Genomic DNA, 19856 nt, shown 5'->3' on the forward strand with positions numbered 1-19856 from the left:
ATCGTGTCAGAAGCTCTCGTTACTCCCGCCCTTGCGGCGGGCTATCATGAATTGCCGCTGGTTGCCGCGCAACCCGGTATCTGGTTGGCCGAACAAATCGCCGACCGTCGTAATATTTTCGCCGTCGCTCACTATATCGAGCTGCAGGGCGACATCGATCCCGCGCGGCTCGATGTCGCCGTGCGTCATGGCCTGGCGGAGGCCGATACCCTGCACGCCACCTTCCTGCAGGGCGAGCAGGGCCCCTTGCAACGCATTCCGCAGCGCTGCACGCCCGCGCAGGTGCAGCCGCTGGAGCTGCTGGATTTCAGCGGGCGCCAGGATGGCCGCGCCGCCGCGCTGGCGTTGATGCAGGCCGATCTCGCCGCCGAGCTGCCCGCGGACGGCGATGCGCCGCTTTATCGCCAGCTGCTGGCGCGGGTGCCCGCAGCGGACGGCGGCGCCACGCCTTGCTGGTTCTGGTTCCAGCGTTTCCATCATCTGACTATCGACGGTTTCAGCTTCGCCGCGCTGACCCGGCGCATCGTCGACATTTACCGCGCGCTAACGCTGGGTAAACCGATCGGCGACTCTCCGTTTACGCCGTTCGCCGCGGTGGTCGAGGAGTATCAACGCTATCGGCAGAGCGAAGCCGCACGGCGCGACGCGGCATTTTGGCAGCAACACTGCGCCGCGCTGCCGGCGGCAGTTTCATTGGCGAGCGGCGGCGAGGCGGATGCCGGCGATCTGCGCGTGCGGCGCTATCGCGCCAGCCTGGACGCCGCCGGGGTCGAAGGGCTGTTGGCCATCGCCCAGGGCGCTCAGGTTGCGGTGCCGGAAACGCTGATGGCGGCGCTGGCGGTGTATCTGTATCGCATGAGCGGCGAGAGCCACCTTTCCATCGGTTGTCCGTTTATGCGCCGAATGGGGTCCGCAGCCCTGAACGCGCTGGGGCCGGTGGTCAATATCTTGCCGCTGCAGCTGCAACTGGGGGATGAACAGCGCCTGGCGGACGTGGCGCAGGCGTTGGCGGCGGAAATCAAACGGGCGCGCAAGCACCAGCGCTATGAGGCGGAACAACTGCGCCGCGATCTGGGGCTGGTCGGCCAGCAGCGCGAGCTGTATGGCCCGGTGTTCAACTTCAAAATGTTTGACTACGCCCTGGATTTGGGCGGCGTTACGGGCAGCACCCATGCGCTGGCGACCGGTCCGGTGGACGATCTGGAGTTTGAAATTTATCTCCAGCAGGGCGAGCTGACGATTGAGCTGGCGGCCAACCCATCCCGCTATGACGACGCCAGCCTGCGCCTGCACGGCGAACGGCTCCTGTTCCTGCTGCGGCAGCTGATCGCGCGGCCCGAAACCCCGTTGGGGGCGTTGGCGCTGGCGGCGGATGCCGAACTGGCCATGATGGAACAGTGGGCCAAGGGCCCGGCGCTGGCGATGCCCGCCGGGGCCGTTTCGGTTCTGGATATCTTCCGGCAGCGGGTCATGGCGCAGCCGCAGGATATCGCCGTGGCCTGCGGCGATGCGCAGCTGAGCTATCAGGCATTGGCGGGCCGGGTGGCGCAGCTGGCGCGCGAGCTGATCGCGCGCGGCGTCGGCGCCGAAGACGTGGTGGCGATCGGCATTCCGCGTTCGGTGGATTCGCTGGTGGCGATCCTTGGCGTGCTGGCGAGCGGCGCGGCCTACATGCCGCTCGATCTCGACTACCCGCGCGACCGTCTGACGCTGATGTGCGACGACGCCCGGCCCCGGCTGCTGCTGGCGCATGCCGCCACCCAGGCGCAGCTGCCGCCTTTGCCGGAGATCCTGCTGCTGGACGATGCCGACTTCCTCGCCGCCTGCGCCCGGCATTCGGCGTGGCCGGTCAGCGACGCCGAGCGGCGGATGCCGCTGCACGGCGCGCACCTGGCCTACATGATCTACACCTCGGGTTCCACCGGGCGGCCGAAGGGGGTGATGAGCACCCACCAGGGCCTGTTGAATTTGCTGCACGCCCATGCCAGCCATCTTTATGGCCCGGCGATGGCCGAGTTCCAGCGGCACAATACGCGCCGCATGCGCGCCGGCCACACCGCCTCCTTCTCCTTCGACTCCTCATGGGAACCCCTGTTCTGGATGATGATCGGCTGCGAGCTGTACATCTTCGACGAAGAGCTGCGGCGCGACGCCTATGCGCTGGTGCAGACCATGGATCGGATCCCGATCGATGCGATGGACATTACGCCGTCGTTCTTCACGCAAATGATCGACGGCGGCCTGCTGGAGGCCGGCAGGCACCGCCCGGCCTTTATCATGATCGGCGGCGAGGCGGCCACGCCGCGGCTGTGGAACTTGCTCCGGCAGCATCCTGAATTGAACGTGCACAACTATTATGGTCCGTCGGAATACACCATCGATACCCTGGGCGCCAGCGCGCGGGTGGCCGAACAGCCGGTGATTGGCCGGCCGGTCGCCAACACCGAAGTGTATCTGCTCGACGGGCAGCTGCGGCAGGTGCCGGTGGGCGTGGTGGGCGAGCTGTATATCGCCGGCGCCGGGCTGGCGCGCGGTTACCTGCGGCGGCCGGATTTGACGGCGGCGCGCTTTGTGGCCAACCCCTTCCGGCCGGGCGGCGTGATGTACCGCAGCGGCGACCTGATGCGCTGGCGCTGCGACGGCCAGCTCGATTTCGTCGGGCGGACCGATCACCAGATTAAAGTGCGCGGCTTCCGCGTAGAGCTGGGCGAGGTGGAGAATGCGTTGGTCGCTCTGCCGCAGGTCAGTACCGCGGTGGCGATCGCCGAGGCGATCGGCGCGACGCACCGGTTGATCGGCTACTGCTCGGTGCCGGACGCCGCGCTGCGCGCCAACCCGGCGCTGTCATCGAATTTGCTGGAGCAGCTGGCGCTCAGCCTGCCGGATTATATGGTGCCCGCCGTATTGGTGGTGCTCGATGAGCTGCCTTTAACGGTGAACGGGAAAATCGACCGGCGGGCGCTGCCGGCGCCGGAGCGGCCGGTTCAACAGGCCAGCCGCGCGCCGCAGACGCCGCAGGAAATCCTGATCTGCCGGGCGATGGCCGGCCTGCTGGGGCTGGCGCGGGTGGGGGCGGACGACGACTTCTTTACCCTGGGCGGCGACAGCATTTCCGCCATGGGGCTCGGCACCCTGCTGCGCCGCGAAGGCTATCAGCTGCGGCCGAAAGAGGTGTTCTCGCAACGCACGCCGGCGCGCATGGCGTTGGCGCTGCAAGCGCTGGCGCAGACCCGGCGCCCGGCGGCGGCGCTGCGGTTGCCGGACGCCGTCCTGAAGCGCGCCCGGGATAAATACGGCGCGATGCATGCCGTATTGCCGGTGCTGCCGTTGCAGCAGGGCCTGTTGTTCCACGCCCAGCTGGGCAGCCAGGCCAACAATTACAACGCCATCAGCCGTTTCGATCTGGAAGGCCCGCTGGACGCCGCGCGGTTGCGCGATACGCTGGCGCAATTGCTGGTGCGCTATCCTCAGCTGGCCGCCATTTTTGACAGCGACCTGCACGACGAGCCGCTGCAGGTGTTGCCGCAGCCCGGCGCCGCGGCCTGGCCATGGCGGACCCTCGATCTGTCCGCCATGGCGGAACCGCAGCAGCGAGAGGCGCTCGGGCGGCTGGAGAAGGAACTGTTGGCGCAGGACCTGATGGCGGCCAGCCCGCAGCCGTTGCTGTCGGCGGTGTTGCTGCGCCTTGGCGAGCAGCGCCATACGCTGCTGATCGCGGCGCATCATCTGGTGGGCGACGGCTGGTCATCGGCCATCTTGCTGCACGACCTGCTGCACCTGTACGGGGGCGAAACGCTGCCGGCGCTTAAGGTCGACTATGCGGCGTTGATCGGCGAGATGGCGCAGCGCGATCGCAACGCGCAGCGCGATGCATGGCGGGAAAGGCTGCTCGGCGTTGTGCCGACGCTGCTGTACCCGGATGCGGACATCGCCGGGGAAGTCCATGAGCTGGAGGTGTCGATCCCGGCGCGGTTGGAACAGGCGCTGAAAGCGTTGCTGCGCGAGCAGGGCATTACGCTCAGCACCCTGCTGCAGGGCGTTTGGGCCACCTTGCTGGGGGCGCTGGCCGGCCGCGACGATGTGGTGTTCGGCACCCCGGTATCCGGCCGCTACAGCGAAATCAGCGGCATCGAACAGCATGTCGGCCTGTTCAGCAATACGCTGCCGGTTCGTTTCCGCCTGCAGCCTGAGCGGCCCTTGCTGGCCCAACTGCAGGCGCAACAGCAGCAACAGATCCCAATGCTCGAGCACGACGGGCTGGGGCTGGGCGAAATTCAGCGCCTGGCCGGCAGCGGCACGCTGTTCGACACCATGCTGGTGGTGGAGAACTACCCGGAAGACGAGGGGCTGCACCAGCGGCGATTCCAGGGGCTGCGCTGCCCGGCGATGGATAACCACGGTTATACCCACTATCCGTTGACCCTGCTGGCGCTGCCCGGCGAAAGGCTGCGTCTGCAGCTGGAATACCGCGCGGCGGTCGGCGATGCGCGGCCGCTGGCCCAGCGGTTGCTGACGATCCTGACCGCGCTGGTTGAAAACCCGGCGCAGCCGCTGGCGGCGATGGACCTGCGCACGCCGGAGGAAATGGCCTTGCAGCAGCGGGTGAACGCCACCCAGATGGCGCTGCCCGCCGAGACGCTGTGCGATGCGCTGGCGCGCCAGGCCGAGGCGACGCCGCAGGCGACCGCGCTGGCGGATATTCACGGCGAGTTGACCTATCGGCAGGTGCGGCAGCGGGTTAACGCGCTGGCCGCCCAGCTTCAGCTGCAGGGCGTGCGCCCGGGAGACCGCGTGGCGGTGGCCTTGCCTCGCTCGGCCGAACTCAGCCTGGCGTTGATGGCCATCCTGCAGGCCGGCGCCGCCTATCTGCCGCTGGATACCGGATATCCCGATCAACGCCTGGCCTATATGCTGCAAGACGCCCAGCCGCGTTTGCTGATAACCGAAAGCCGGCAGGCCGAGCGTTTCAATGATCTGGCGCCGCTGCTGCTGACCGACGAGCCGTTGCCTGAGGCGAGCTTCCGGCCGGTGCGCATTACCCGGCAGCATCCCGCTTATCTGATCTATACCTCAGGATCGACCGGGCGGCCGAAAGGGGTGGTGGTGTCGCATGGCGCCATCGTCAACCGCCTGCGCTGGATGCAGGCGCAGTATCCGCTCACGCCGGCAGACGTTGTGCTGCAAAAGACGCCGTGCAGTTTCGACGTCTCGGTGTGGGAATTCTTCTGGCCGCTGATGGTCGGCGCCCGGCTGTTTATGGCGCCACCGGAAGCGCATCGTGAACCGGAAACTCTGCGCGGGCTGATTGAAAGCCGCGGCGTGACCACGCTGCACTTCGTTCCTTCGATGCTGGCCGCTTTTGTCGCTTCGCTCGACCAACGGCGCGGCGCTTGCCCGACGCTGCGTCAGGTGTTCTGCAGCGGCGAAGCCCTGCAGCGCGAACTCTGCGAATCCTGGCAGCGGCTGTCCGCCGCGCCGCTGCATAACCTGTATGGCCCAACGGAGGCTGCGGTGGATGTCAGCTATCAGCCGGCGTTTGGCGCCAGCCTGGCGCAGGTCAGCGGCGTCAGCGTGCCGATCGGCAAACCGGTGTGGAACACGCAGCTGATCATCCTCGATCACCTGTTGCGGCCGGTGCCGCTGGGCGTGGCGGGGGAACTGTACCTCGGCGGCGTGCAGCTGGCGCAGGGCTATCATGCGCGGCCGGATTTAAACGCCGCCCGCTTCGTCGCCAACCCGCTTCACGCGGGGCAGCGCATGTACCGCACCGGAGACGTGGCGCGCTGGCTGCCGGACGGCACGGTGGAATACCTCGGGCGCAGTGACGATCAGCTGAAGATCCGCGGCCAGCGCATTGAGCTGGGGGAGATTGAAGCGGCATTGCTGGAGCTGCCGCAGGTAGGGCAGGCGGTGGTGCATGCGCGCCTGCCGGGCGAGGGCAAGGGGCGCATGGCCGGCGCCGATGAGCGGCAGCTGGTGGGCTATGTGATCCCGACGAGCGGCGCCCGGTTGGATGTCGACGCGCTGCGCGCCCAGCTGGCTTCACGCCTGCCGGCGCATATGGTGCCGGTGGCCCTGGTCGCCATGGACGCCTTCCCGCTTAGCGCCAACGGCAAGCTGGATCGCAAGGCGTTGCCGGCGCCGACGGGCAAAACCGGCCAGGGCCGGGCGCCGGCCGCCGGCCTGGAGCGGCAGATTGCCGCGCTGTTCTGCCGCTTGCTGGGGGTGGAGCGGGTCGATGCCGAAGACGATTTCTTCGCCCTTGGCGGGCATTCGCTGCTGGCGATGCGCCTGGCCGCCGAGCTTAAGCGCGAGCTGATGCGCCCGGTGGCCGTCGGGCAGGTGATGGTAGCCTCCAGCGTGGCGGCGTTGGCGGCGGCGTTGGCGTCGGAGGCGGCGGCCGACGGCGTGGGCTTCGACGAAGCGCTGCCGCTGCGCGCCGGCGAAGGGCGCCCGCTGTTTTGCGTGCATCCGGCATCGGGATTCGCCTGGCAGTTCAGCCTGTTGCCGCGCTATTTGCCGGGGCAGATCCCCATCGTCGGCCTGCAGTCGCCGCGGCCGCACGGGGCGATTGCCGCCAACCGCGATATGGATGCGCTGTGCGAGCAGCATCTGGCCACCCTGCGGCGGCTGCAGCCGAGCGGGCCGTATCACCTGATGGGCTATTCGCTGGGCGGCACCGTGGCGCAAGCCATCGCGGTCAAGCTGCGCGAGCAGGGCGAAGAGGTGGCCTTCCTTGGGCTGCTCGACACCTATCCGCCGGAAACGCAGGACTGGCATGCGCCGATTTCCGCCGAAGCGCTTGAGGAGGTCGAGCGAGAGCGCGCCCTGTTTATGGCGTCCGCCGGCGACGACGAAGCGGAGAAACGCGCGATGTTCGATCAGATCCAGGCCAACTATGACGATTCGGTCGGCCTGCTGTCCGCCGCCAAAACGCCGCGCTACGACGGCAAGATCACGCTGTTTGCCGCCTCGCAGACGCTGGATGCCGACCCGCAGGCGGTTTGGGCGCCTTATGTCAGCCAGTTGGAAACCCACGTTTTGGACTGCTCGCACATCACCATGATGTCGCCGGAAACCATGACGGTATTGGGGCCTTTGCTGCGGCGGATACTGGCGGGGTGCGACGCGTTGGGGCGCTGACCGAAACCCGGCGCAGCTCGCCGGGACCGTGAACCGCGTGCGGCGGCGCAGGAATGCGTCGCCGCACGCCCGTATTTTTGATGCAGTTTGGAATGAACATGGCTAAACCCTCAATCTTTGTAAACTTCGGCTTGCTGAAGCGTAATGCGAATTTTCGCGCCATTTTTATCGCGCGCCTGCTGTCGGTTTTGGCGCTGGGCATGCTGGCGGTGGGCGTGCCGGTGCAGATCCAGGCGATGACCGGCTCCACCCTGCAGGTGGGGATTGCGGTTGCGCTGGACGGCGCCGGCATGTTTGTCGGCCTGCTGTTGGGCGGCGTATTGGCCGATCGTCTGGATCGCCGCCGTTTGATCCTGTTCGCCCGCACCACCTGCGGCCTGGGCTTTGCCGCGCTCAGCTATAACGCGTTTCTGGCGGCCCCTTCGTTGGCGGCGCTGTATATTCTGGCGGTCTGGGACGGCTTCTTTGGCGCGCTGGGCATGACGGCGTTAATGGCGGCGATCCCGGCGTTGGTCGGCCGTGAAAATCTGGCGACCGCCGGGGCGCTGAGCATGTTGACGGTGCGTCTGGGCGCGATTGTTTCGCCTGCGGTGGGCGGCGTGGTGATCGTGGCTTACGGCGTCGAATGGAACTATGCGATTGCGGCGATCGGCACCCTGATTACCCTGATCCCGTTGTTCAGCCTGCCCGGCATGCGCCCGGAACCGCAAGAGCCGGAGCATCCTCTGCGTTCTCTGGCTACCGGCATTCACTTTGTCTTCAGCCATAAAATCGTCTGTTCGGTGGTGATCGTCGGCGCGCTGATCAGCGTGATAAGCGCGGTGCGCGTGCTGTTTCCGGCGCTGGCAGAAACGGCCTACCATGCCGGCCCGGCGGCCATCGGCCTGATGTATTCGGCGGTCCCGCTGGGCGCGATGATCGGCGCCTTCACCAGCGGGTGGGTGACGCATGTCGCCCGCCCGGGCATGCTGCTGTTGGGTTGCGCGATCGGCGCTTTTCTGGCGATTGCCGCGCTGGGCGTGGTCGGCTGGTTGCCGCTGGCCCTGATCGCGCTGGCCTGTTACGGCTATCTGAGCGCCATGGCTTCGCTGCTGCAATATACGCTGGTGCAAAGCCACACGCCGGATCGCCTGCTGGGGCGGGTTAACAGCGTGTGGACGACGCAGGACGTCACCGGCGATTCGATCGGCGCCCTGGGGCTCGGCGTGCTGGGGCGCATGTTGACGCCGGCGTTGAGCGTGCTGGCGTTTGGCGGCGTGGCGGCGCTGTGCGGGGTGGGCATCGCCTTGTGCGTCGGGCCGCTGCGTAAGGCGGTGATGGGCGCCCCATCGCTGCATGAGGAGCCAGAGCCGGCCGAAACGCCGCAGGCGACGTCCTCGTAAAACGCGTTCCGGGCGATGGGAGCCCGCCGCTTTTTTCGCATTTTGCGGGCGAGAAGAGGGGCTCTCAGCGGAATATTTAGAGTATCATCGCCTGAGACAGGACGGACGCCGATCTTATCGTCTGCGCTTAACGCTTTCATGGAGATAGAGATGAACTGGTATCAAGTGGCACTGTGGACCATGATCTTTCTGAAGTCCGGTGCATTTTTGGTTTTCGTTTGGTGGTGGATGTTCAAACGTGCGACCAAGCCCTATGTTCGCCCGGAAGGGGTAGAGGTTGACGAAACGCCCTATGACGAAAAGCTGACCATGGATGAAGTCATGAAAAAACATGGGATCACCCGGGTAGAAAAACAGCCCTGATACGGCGCCTGACAAGATGCCACCCCGATAACCCCGCGCTTTCTGAGCCCGGGGTTTTTTATTGGTCATCCTCGCCAACGGCACAACGGATTTGAGTGTATATCCAAAAATATATAAATATTACGATTAAAAAATATAAATTAAAATCTAATTCAATGGATATATCCATGCCCGCGCAGTGAAAAATAATTTTCAAAATTACCGCCATATGAAGATATAAGGTTTCATATTAAATATATCATTGGTGTGATTTTTAGACTGCCAGTCAGTTGAGCGCGGCGGCCGGGCGGCTACCACTCCATTGGTATTGCGCTATTTCACCGATTCATTCTCTTGATGCAGCGTTATTAACATCTGTGTGCGATGAAACTAAATTGCATAGCCATTAATGAAAATTATTCCATTCCGCTGTTGCAATTTTTTTAAGTTTGGAATTAATATGGGGAATCAGACGGCGACTAGGAGTTTTCCACCGTTTGATCTGTTTTAATACACACTCAATTATATATAAAAGTATATATCATCATATATAAACATTCAGATAGCAGGATGCTGTCAATACCTTGTTATTGTCTACGCCTCCGCATATCCAGCCTGGTTTATTGATATATACAAAGATATATATGCAATCTTAGCGAAGAAAGTAATGGAGTTTATTATGATTAAGCAAGGTATCACTCTGGCGGTATTAACTGCGGCTTTAGGTTCTGCAAGCGCAATGGCGGCGGATAACTCTGCCGGTGGCGTTATTTCATTTACCGGAGCCGTCACAGATACCACCTGTACCATCAACGGCGGAAAAAGCGCAGATTTCACCGTCGCATTGAGCCCTATTTCAGTCACCGACGCCGGCGTGGTGGTCGGGCCGATCACCAAGAATAAAAAATCGTTCTCGCTGACGTTTTCCGGCTGTACGCCGGCGGCGGGTACGGCGGGTACCCCACTGAAGATCTATTTCTCCTCGGCGAACAACATTTCCACCGACGGCAAATATCTGCTGAACAGCTCGGTCAACGAAAGCGATGCGGCAGTGGCGAAAAACGTCGGCTTCTCCCTGGCGGAGCCGGGTTCCTCCACGCCAATCCCGCTGAACGTGCCTTACCTCACCAAAATCAAAGGGGATCAAACCGCCCCTGATTCTGAAACGTTGACGCTGGACGCCTACTATTACAAAACCAATGTCTCTGCTGCAAAGGTTGGCGAACTGAGTTCCAACGTGACGTACACCATTTCCTACCTGTAATTGCAATAACGCGCCAGGCCTGTTTTAGGGCCTGGCCTTAGGGGTGATTATGAGACAGTATTTAATTTTTGCTGGGCTATTTCTCGGCAGTGCATGCGCTTATGCCAACATTGTCATCAACGGAACTCGTGTTATTTATCCGGAAAAAAACCGCGATGTTATCGTTCAGCTGGTGAATAATGGCAGCGACCCCTCCCTGGTGCAGGCCTGGATTGACGATGGCGATATAAATTCAACCCCCGAGACGGCAAATGTCCCCTTTCTGCTTTCTCCCCCGGTGGTGAAAGTATCCGGCAATAATGGCCAGCAGCTGCGGATCCAGAAGGTGGGGGCGGCGCTGCCCGCCGATAGGGAGTCGGTATTTTATTTAAATGTGTTGGATATCCCGCCTACGCCGGAAAATTTACAGGGGGTCAATACTCTGCAGTTGGCGATCAAATCGCGCATCAAGCTGTTTTATCGCCCCGCTTCGCTTAAAGGCGGCGTAAACGCCATTACCGACGCCATTGTGCTGCAGGTTGAAAATAAGGGATTTAGGGTGGTGAATAAAAGCCCTTATTTTTTCACCCTGGCGAATGTGGATCAGGGAACGAAAAAGCATCTGCTGGTCGATTCCGTCATGGTTGCGCCTTTCTCCAGCGCCTTCGCCGCCAGTAAAACCGCGGTCAGTAAGAACACGGCATACACACTAAGGTATATCGACGATCTGGGGGCTTATAAATCCAAAGCCGTTACTTCGCATTAACGTGAAAAACAAAAATGAAGCTAAAAATAAAAGTGCTTTCGTTACTGACTGTTTCTTCATTCTTGTTGCTTGATAAAGCATCGGCAACGAATTTCGACACCTCGCTATTGGCCGGAACTTCCCGTGAGTCAGACCTGTCGCGCTTTTATATCAATAATGATGTGCCTGCGGGAAAACAGACGGTGGACATTTATGTCAATAACGCGTGGAAAGGCCGGTTCACCCTGTTGTTTGGCGAAGATCGAGACGATATCGGTATCGAGCGCCGCGACGCTGCGGCGTTGGGTATCGATATGTCCGCACTGCCCAACGCGGCCGGCGCAGGCTATATGCCGATGCGTCAACTGGTGCAGGGGGGAAGCTTCGATTTCGAGGTCGCCACGCTGAGCCTGCGATTAACCGTGCCGCAGTCGCAGGTGATCCGCGCCGAAGCCGGCTATGTCGACCCCCGCTTTTGGGACCGGGGCGTGCCGGCATTTTTATTGGCCTACAATGCGACCTACTACAACGTCAAAGCGCGAAACGGCAATAAAGAGTCGACCGACGACTTTTACGCCGGCCTGGAGTCTGGCGCCAACCTGGCCGGCTGGCAGTTCCGCGACAGCAGTTCGTTCAGAAAAAGTTCGCGGCAAGGCAGCGATTGGCAGAACAATACGCGTTATCTGCAGCGCGGGTTTGCTGCCATCAAATCCAATCTGACGGCGGGGGATTTCTATTCGCCCGGCGATCTCTTCGATTCGATCAGGGTGCGCGGCGGGGCGCTGGCTTCGGATGTCAACATGCTGCCGAATTCCCAGCAAGGCTTCTCGCCGGTAGTGCGCGGCGTTGCCCAGAGCAATGCGCTGGTTAAAGTCCTGCAGAACGGCAACGTCATTTATCAGGAAAACGTGCCGCCGGGCGCTTTCACCCTCGACAGCATTTTGCCTACCGGTTCTGCCGGTGACCTGCTGGTGGTGGTGAAGGAAGCCGACGGCCGTGAACAGTCTTTCACCGTGCCGTTCTCCTCGGTGCCCAACATGTTGAAACAGGGCGTCAATAAATACAGCGTGGTAGCCGGCAAGGTGCATCAGGCAAACACCGACTATACGCCTTCGTTTGTGCAGGGAACCCTGCAATACGGGTTCAACAACCTGGTGACCGGCTACCTCGGCACCATTTACAGCGACGACTATCGCTCTTACCTGCTCGGCAGCGGCTGGAACTTGCCGATCGGCGCCGTGTCGGTCGATGTGACCCAGGCCAGCACGCAGTTAAAAGATCGTCGTGAAAACGGCCAGAGTTTCCGTATTTCCTACAGCAAGTTTCTCGACGCCACCGACACCAACTTTACGCTGGCCGCCTACCGCTATTCGACCAAGGGTTACTACAGCTTTAACGACGCCATCTATGCCCATGAAGGATACCGCCAGCTCGACGAACGGCTGCGCGAAGGGCGCGAGGCGGATGACGCCGGCCAGAACCCGCTCGATATGAATACCTGGGATGCCGTGCGGGCCGCGCGCCCGCGCAATACGTTCAATCTGAACCTTAACCAGCGTCTCGGCGAGGGGTGGGGCACCCTGTACTTCTCCGGTACCCAGCGTGATTACTGGTCGGACAATAATAAAAGTCAGGAATACCAACTGGGTTATTCGAACGCGTTTGAACGCATTAACTACAACATTTCCGCCAGCCGGGTCAGAAACGCCAATCATCAGGAAGAGACGCGCTTTTACCTGTCGCTGAGCGTGCCGCTGTCGATGTTCGATAGCAACGCGTATCTCAGCGCAAGCTTATCGGCCACCCGCGCGCATTATCAGCAAAGCACGGTGAGCCTGAGCGGCAATGCGCTTGAGTCGAACCGCCTGAGCTATGCGATTGCAGGCAGCAATCAAACCGGCGGCGACACTATGGCGAGCGTCAATGCCGCATACCGCACCCGGGTTTCAACGCTGGGCGCTTCTTACAGCGAATCTTCCGATTACCGGCAGACGGGCTTAAGCGGCCGCGGCAGCCTGGTGGCGATCCCCTGGCATCTGCTGGCGTCAAACGAAATCGGCAGCACCATGATGGTGGTTGACGCACCAAAGGCCGGGGGGCTGATGGTAAACGGCGATGAGAGCATCGTCACCAACGCGGAAGGGCTGGCGTTGGTGCCCTACGCCACGCCGTACCGCCAAAACTCGGTCACGCTGTCGGACACCGGCAACAGTTCCGGCGCCGAGATCGTCGGCAATATCGCCAACAGCGTCCCCTATGCCGGGGCGGTTAATTACCTGAAATTCGAAACCGATCGGCGCCAGTCCTACACCTTGCGCGCCTTTAAACCTAATGGCGAACCGCTGCCGTTTGGCGCTGAGGTGACGGATCAAACGGGCAAATCCATCGGTTTTGTCGGCCAGGCCAGCATGCTGTATCTCCGGGCGGATCAGGCGCCGACGTCGCTGCTGGTGCGGTTGAATAGCGGCAGTTGCAGGATAGCGCGCCCGCAGATGGCGATGAATGCCACCTCTAATGTGTGCCAGTAAGTAAAAGGATAACGAAACGCCATGATCAGGATATTTTCTCTGCTGCTGTTGTGCGGATTGTTCAGCGGCTACGGCTATGCAAGCTGCTACGGCAACGGCATTCAATATGGGGCACCGATATTTGTCGATCTTTCCGACAAGCTGACCGAGCAAAACCCGGTCTGGCAGGGGAGTTTTTACACGCAATACAGCGGGACGTTCAGCTGCACCACCGGCAGCAGCACCTTCGGCTACACGCGTATACTCTCCACCGACAGTTCCAAAGCCACCATTCTGGGATTCAGCGACGGCAAGTACTGGGTGCGGGCGGAAATCACCAACGATGTCACGAACAAGGAATTGAGCGGCTGGGGATCGCATACCGCCTCCGAGTTGAACGTACCGATGACCATCCGTTTTTCCCTGGTGAGCAAAACCGGCTCGGCGGTGATCGCGGGGGACACCTACCCTATTGATGATGTGATGTTCGTTACCGATCTGAGCGGCCTGTCTTTTTTAGAAATAATAGCCTGGCCGTTAAAGCAACTGGGGAAAATTCTAACCTGGTTATTCAACGGTTTTCATTGGCCTTACGATCAGCGCGATATGTATGGGCAGCCGATGAACATCAAGTATGCCCCCAAGATGACGACCTGCTCGTTTGACAACGCGGGGTTGGCGGTAAAACTGCCGACGGTGGGGCTGGCGCAGGTGGGGAAAAACAGCCGCAGCGGCCTTACGCCTTTCACGCTGAATTTGAGCTGCCAGAACATGCGAGCCAACGGCACTTCCGATCGGGCGATCGATATGTTTCTCTCCAGCAATAATCTGCTGTCATCTGACCATACGGTGCTGATTGACAACAGCGCCGACGCGGCCAAAGGCATCGGCATTCGGCTGGTTAAGATGGATACGTCAAATTCGCCGGTGATGATGTCGCTGTCAAATGTCGATCGCGGTAGCGCCACCTCATTATTCAACGTACCGGCAGGAGGCGCCTTGAATAATCGCTTTGCTATTGGCATGGCGGCGTATTACTACCCTTATAACCTGGGCGGCGCGACCAGCGGTGCGATTAATTCATCAGCGACGCTGAATATTATATACAAGTAATCAATAATTTTGCCTTGTATAATACAAAATAAGTTGTGACTGATACGAAAAATCTTAACATGATAAATGATGGCGAATATTATTACCTGCATAATATTATGTGTAATCCGGATTTCTATGTTGAGGATGAATTGTATGACGGAACAAATCCAGATCGGCGTCAAAGTGGAGAAATCGTTAAAAGATGAAGTTGACGTTATTTTACGCGGCTTGGATATCAAGCCGACCACGGCGATAAATGGGCTGTATCAATATATTTTACAGCATCGTGAACTCCCTTTTATAATATCAACAAGTGTCAAAACGCCAAAGGATATCGCTGGGGAACTGTTTAAAAGCATATTTTCATTGCGCAGCACGTTGAGCGTATTTTTAGATAAAATAAATCTTAAGCAGGGGATCAGAAGAGGCGAGGCGCTGATTGTCAGGGATATCATTCACGATTTTATCATCAGCTTTCGTCAGGGCGGACAATACCTTAACGCCTCTCAGTTCGAACACAGCGTGGTCTGGCATGATGCGGTGCTGGCTGCCGAAGGCGCCTACGATATTCTGCTGAAAAACGCGGAGTACAATGAAAACGATATCATGCAACTGGATGAGAAGTCCGTTTGCCGGCTTTCTGATTTGCTGCTCTCCTTATACCGATCGGTGAGATGAGTTTATTAACGTCAGTTAAAGGGATGGCCGCGTCGGCATCGGGCATCCTCATCGGTAATTTTTGGATTTTTAGGGCACCCAAGGAATAGGTTTATGCGCGTAGCTATTTTCTCTGATGATTATTACTTTCTCTACGGCACGGTGTTAACGCTGAGAAACGTTGGCGGTCTGGAGATTATAGAGGTTTATATGCCTGCCGGCAGCCTTAACTCGCTCGTGTATTGTAACGCGGACCTCACGATCGTCTCATTTTCATCCCTGTTTAATGCGATGAGCTTATTGTCAACGATGGCTGATGATAGGCATAAGGTGATGGTGTTATCCGATGTCAAGGCCGCCAGGCTGATCAACTTCAACTGCGTGAAGAAAAATATTAGCCCAAAGGCGTTTCTCGACGAAATGCAGCGGTTGATGGCCAGCAATCATGGTCAGCATTTGTCGCCCAGAGAGCTGTTGGTTTTGGCTTTGTTGCTGAAAGGTTCGCCGAATACCGGCGTTGCCAGGAAGCTGGGCATCTCGGAAAAAACCGTCAGCCAGCATAAGATGAACGCCATGCGAAAATTGAACGTAAAGCGTTTTTGCCAATTGATATGAGGCCATAGTCAAAAATAAACCCGCCGCGGCGGGTTTTTCTTTCTGCTAGTTCTTACAGCCCATCAGTTCCGGCAGCACGCCGGGCTTGCTTTTCAGCGAGGCCTGCACGTCTTCCGGCAGGCCGGCCCAAATGATCAGGCCGCTGCGTTTCTCGATTTCATCCACCGTCACGCGATACTGGCAGAAGTCGGCGTTCTTCGGCGTATCCTGATCGAACAGGAAGGCCGCATAGTGGTTCACCGCCGGGCTGTTGTTGATGAAAATCACCTTCCAGTAGGCGCTGGGAATGGTATGCGCCTTCTGGGTTCCCGGCAGTTTGCCCATATCGCGTTCGAACAGCGGACCGGTGACGGTATACACCGAGCTGACGTCGGCCCGCTCGATCAGCCTGCGTTCCTGATCCTCCAGCCGCGCCCAGGAGCCCTGGTTCAGGTCGGATTTCTGCGGCGTAATGTTGGACAGGTAATTCAGCGATTCCCAGTCGGACACGCCGGCCAGCGAGGCCAGCGGCGCCTGATGACCCCGGTCAACCTTCAGCGCCGCGTTGGCGCCGGTATAGTCCGCCGGCGCCAGGGTATCCGCCGGGTTGAGCGCCGGATCGGTTTTCCAGTTGCGGGTCTTGCCGCTGGCCGGGGTCTCCTTGGTGATGTGATAGGCCACCCAGTTGGCGAACTTGGTGGTGCTGTTGTTGTTCAGCGTGTAGGCATGGCGCACGAGGGACATATTGCTGCTGCCGCCGGTCGGGCACCCCACCGCGCAGTTGTCGATGGATTCGAGCGTTTCGGCTGAAGCCTGTGCGGCGAGCAGCAGGGTGGCCAGGGCTAACATCTTGTTTAAGCGCATATTCATATCCTCAATAAGTTTAAAAATACTGTATGTATTTACAGTAAATTGAACTTACCGCAGTGATGTGAATACAACAATGCAACACATTCATATTATTAATGTGTCGAGCTTGGCAGGGCGGGAGCGGCGCAGAAAAGCACCGATGGCGGCGCGCCGTCGGTCAAAAGCGCCAGAAAGCGCGCGAGCAGAGGATGAGCATGGGGTAGATCTCCAGGCGGCCAAGCAGCATCGCGGCGCACATCAGCCATTTGGCCGCATCGCTCAGCGTGCCGAATCCGGCGGCGGTTTCGCCATACCCCAGCCCCATGTTGTTGATGCAGGCGGCGACGGTGGCGAAAGCGGTGACCATGTCATAGCCCATCAGGTTAAGCAGCCAGATGAAAAGGCAGCTGAACAAGACATAGAGAAAGAAGAAACTCCATACCGAGCGCAACACCCGATCCTGGATCGGCGCGTTGCCGACCTTAATGGTGAAAATAGCGTTGGGGTGCACCAGCTGGTTGATTTCATGCCGGCTCTGCTTGTACATGATCAGAAAACGCAGTGCCTTGATGCCGCCGCAGGTCGAACCGACGCAGCCGCCGAAAAAACTGGCCGCCAACAACAGCATGATGGTGTGCGAGGGTATTTTGGCGTAGTCGGCGATGGCCAGGCCGTTGTCGGTCATCATCGAGCTGGTGAGGAAAAAACCGTGCACGAAGGCATCTTCCGCCCCGTACATGCCGGAGCGGTACAGCTCGATGCAGACGATAGCGACGATAATCGCCAGCACCAGCAGGAAGAAGCGCAGTTCTGGGTTGCGATACAAGGGTTTCAGGCTGCGGCGTCCGACAGCGACGAAATACAGGGTAAAATTAACCGCCGCCAGGATGGAGAAAATACCGCCGACCATTTCCACCGCCGCGCTGTCGAAATAGCCCAGACTTTCGTTGCGAGTGGAAAAGCCGCCCAGCGAAACGGTGGAGATCCCGTGACAGAGCGCGTCAAACCAGGGCATGCCGGCCAGTCGGAAGGCGAGCGTGCAGGCCAATCCCAGGCCAAGATAAATGAGCCACAGGTTTTTGGAGGTGTCGGCCAGCCGCGGCGTCAGGCGTTCTTCCTTGAATGGGCCGGGCATTTCCGACTGGTAGAGCTTTGCGCCGCCGATGCCCAGCAGCGGCAATACCGCTACCGCCAACACAATAACGCCGAGGCCGCCGATAAAATTGAGCTGGGAGCGATAATAGAGGAAGGACTTCGGCACGCCCGAGACATCGTTCAGTACCGAAGCGCCGGTGGTGGTGATGCCGGACACCCCTTCAAACATCGCGTCGGCGAGGCCGATATTCAACGTGTCGTCGATCCACAGCGGCAGGGCGCTGATGACGGAAAACAGCAGCCAAAACAGCACGATAATCAGAAATCCGTCCTGAGTGCGCAACTGTACTTTCGCTTGCCGGGTACTGAACCATCCCAGCGCACCGAAGGTGCCGGCGATCGCCAGCGTATAGAAAAAAGAAAACACGCTCTTTTCTTTATACAACAGCGCCACTGCCAGCGGGGGGATCATTGAAAGGCTATAAAGAAGGACCAAAAAACTGCAAAGATGAATAACGACCAGAATCTGTTTGGTTTTAACCATGCTGTTGCCCGAATTGCCTGCCAATGATGAGTCAGTAATGTTAAGTGTATAAAGAATAAGGCAGGCGATATAAAAAAGGCGTAAAAATTGATATCGCCTGGCACTGTTGGCACGTTTTTTAACCGCTCAACAGAACGCCCGTCCTCGGGGCAAGCGCCGCTGAGTGACGGGCAGAACGAATTGGATCCCGCCCTTCAGGCAGTGAAGGGCGGGAGAGCGGCATTTTAACCCTGCGGCGGGTCGGCAACAAGATGGGGCCGGCGTATGCCCGGCCCCATTAGGCGGCTAACTGGCAGGAATAGCTTAACTTTTCAGCTTGGCGGTGATTTTTGCCACATGTTCGCCCTGATAACGGGCGATGGTCAGCTCTTCGGCGCTCGGCTGGCGCGAACCGTCGGCGCCGGCGATGGTGGTGGCGCCGTAGGGCGTGCCGCCGCGGGTATGAGAGACGTCAAACAGCTCCGGCGTGGCGTAGCCGATCGGCACGATGATAAAGCCGTGATGCGCCAGCGTGGTCCAGGTGGAGGTGATGGTGTGCTCCTGGCCGCCGCCGGTGCCGGTGGAAGAGAACACGCTGCCCACCTTGCCGTACAGCGCCCCCGAGGCCCACAGCCCGCCGGTTTGATCGAGGAAGGTGCGCATCTGCCCGGACATGTTGCCGAAGCGCGTCGGGGTGCCGAAAATGATGCCGTCGTAGTCGGCCAGCTCCTGCGGGGTGGCGATCGGCGCGGGCTGATCGCTTTTGCCGCCGGCCTTGGCGAACGCCTCCGCCGGCATGGTTTCCGGCACCCGCTTCACGCTGACCTCCACGCCGCTCACCCGGCGCGCGCCTTCGGCCACCGCCTGCGCCAGGGTTTCGATATGTCCGTACATTGAGTAATAAAGCACCAGGACCTTCGCCATGTTCCGTACTCCCGCTTAGGATGATTAACAGAGATGCCTTGCTAAGCATAGAAGCGAATGGCGAACTTGGCCTGCCGCGTCATTTTATGCCGGCTATCGCCAGCAGCGCGCCGAAGGCGATCAATAGCCCGCCGAAGGCGCGGTCGATGCCGGTGCGCAGCCGCAGGAAACGGGCGTTGATCCCCGGCGCGGAGAACAGCAGCGCCACGGCGCTGAACCACAGCACGTGGGCTGCGGCGATAAACAGCCCATAGCCGATTTGCACCCCGAGCGAGGTATGCGGATCCACCACCTGCATAAACAGGCTGACGATGAAAATGGTGGTCTTGGGGTTCAGCACGTTGGTCAGGAAACCGGTTTTCAGCGCGGCGAAATCGCCGATCGCGGCTGCAGGGGCCTCTGCGGCGTCGGCGTGCCGGGCCGCGTTACGCAGCAGTTTGATGCCGAGATAAATCAAATAGGCGGCGCCGATCCCCTTGAGCAGGTTGAACAGCCATAACGATTGCTGGATCAGCACGCCGACGCCGACCAGCGTGTAGCTGACGTGAACCAGCACGCCGGCGCCGATGCCGCAGGCGGTCAGCATGCCGGCGCGGCGGGAAAGCAGCAGGCCGTTGCGCGACACCATCGCGAAGTCCGGGCCGGGGCTGATCACAGCGAGTAAAGTGATGGTGACGACGGCGATGAGTTCGGTCATAGTTATCCTATCGATAAATCAGCAGAGAGTGACTGATTTATAAGGGGTATCACCGAGGGT

The 19856-nt window shown here is 59.9% G+C and carries 13 protein-coding genes; 9 read left to right on the forward strand and 4 right to left on the reverse strand.

Going from position 1 to position 19856, the window contains the following annotated elements; genetic code table 11:
* Positions 1 to 3: 3 nt before the first annotated feature.
* The 9 genes from CKW09_RS09165 (at position 4) to CKW09_RS09205 (ending at position 15729) form a co-directional block, all read left to right on the forward strand.
* Positions 4 to 7143 (forward strand): non-ribosomal peptide synthetase, encoded by a 7140-nt coding sequence (locus CKW09_RS09165; protein WP_095096889.1) that lies wholly within the window; start codon positions 4 to 6, stop codon positions 7141 to 7143.
* A gap of 98 nt (positions 7144 to 7241) precedes the next feature.
* Entirely contained in the window at positions 7242 to 8525 is a 1284-nt protein-coding gene (gene entS, locus CKW09_RS09170; RefSeq protein WP_061798370.1) for an enterobactin transporter EntS, read from the forward strand.
* 150 nt (positions 8526 to 8675) lie between these two features.
* Positions 8676 to 8888, forward strand: coding sequence for a hypothetical protein (locus CKW09_RS09175; RefSeq protein ID WP_061798371.1), 213 nt, complete (start codon positions 8676 to 8678; stop codon positions 8886 to 8888).
* A gap of 646 nt (positions 8889 to 9534) precedes the next feature.
* Positions 9535 to 10131, forward strand: a complete 597-nt coding sequence (locus CKW09_RS09180; RefSeq protein ID WP_370671121.1) for a fimbrial protein — start codon at positions 9535 to 9537, stop codon at positions 10129 to 10131.
* Between the two features lie 49 nt (positions 10132 to 10180).
* Positions 10181 to 10876: a fimbrial biogenesis chaperone gene (locus CKW09_RS09185; protein ID WP_061798210.1), complete on the forward strand. Its 696-nt coding sequence runs from the start codon at positions 10181 to 10183 to the stop codon at positions 10874 to 10876.
* 14 nt (positions 10877 to 10890) lie between these two features.
* Positions 10891 to 13383, forward strand: a complete 2493-nt coding sequence (locus tag CKW09_RS09190) for a fimbria/pilus outer membrane usher protein (protein ID WP_095096892.1) — start codon at positions 10891 to 10893, stop codon at positions 13381 to 13383.
* Positions 13384 to 13404: 21 nt separating this feature from the next.
* Positions 13405 to 14475, forward strand: a complete 1071-nt coding sequence (locus tag CKW09_RS09195; RefSeq protein WP_095096895.1) for a fimbrial protein — start codon at positions 13405 to 13407, stop codon at positions 14473 to 14475.
* Positions 14476 to 14610: 135 nt separating this feature from the next.
* A complete protein-coding gene (locus CKW09_RS09200; protein WP_061798216.1) occupies positions 14611 to 15135 on the forward strand; it encodes a hypothetical protein in 525 nt (174 codons plus the stop codon).
* A 93-nt stretch (positions 15136 to 15228) separates the two neighbouring features.
* Positions 15229 to 15729 (forward strand): helix-turn-helix domain-containing protein, encoded by a 501-nt coding sequence (locus tag CKW09_RS09205; RefSeq protein ID WP_061798218.1) that lies wholly within the window; start codon positions 15229 to 15231, stop codon positions 15727 to 15729.
* 45 nt (positions 15730 to 15774) lie between these two features.
* Here the strand turns inward: CKW09_RS09205 and CKW09_RS09210 are convergent, their stop codons facing one another.
* From CKW09_RS09210 to CKW09_RS09225, 4 genes are all read right to left on the reverse strand, one after another.
* Positions 15775 to 16572, reverse strand: a complete 798-nt coding sequence (locus CKW09_RS09210; RefSeq protein ID WP_061798374.1) for a DNA/RNA non-specific endonuclease — start codon at positions 16570 to 16572, stop codon at positions 15775 to 15777.
* A 163-nt stretch (positions 16573 to 16735) separates the two neighbouring features.
* Positions 16736 to 18196: a TrkH family potassium uptake protein gene (locus CKW09_RS09215; RefSeq protein WP_095096899.1), complete on the reverse strand. Its 1461-nt coding sequence runs from the start codon at positions 18194 to 18196 to the stop codon at positions 16736 to 16738.
* Positions 18197 to 18499: 303 nt separating this feature from the next.
* Entirely contained in the window at positions 18500 to 19099 is a 600-nt protein-coding gene (wrbA, locus tag CKW09_RS09220) for an NAD(P)H:quinone oxidoreductase (protein WP_061798222.1), read from the reverse strand.
* A gap of 79 nt (positions 19100 to 19178) precedes the next feature.
* Complete coding sequence (locus tag CKW09_RS09225) at positions 19179 to 19796, reverse strand: LysE family translocator (protein WP_095096902.1); 618 nt, start codon at positions 19794 to 19796, stop codon at positions 19179 to 19181.
* Positions 19797 to 19856: the final 60 nt, after the last annotated feature.

The sequence above is a fragment of the Serratia ficaria genome (assembly GCF_900187015.1).
GTDB lineage: Bacteria > Pseudomonadota > Gammaproteobacteria > Enterobacterales > Enterobacteriaceae > Serratia > Serratia ficaria.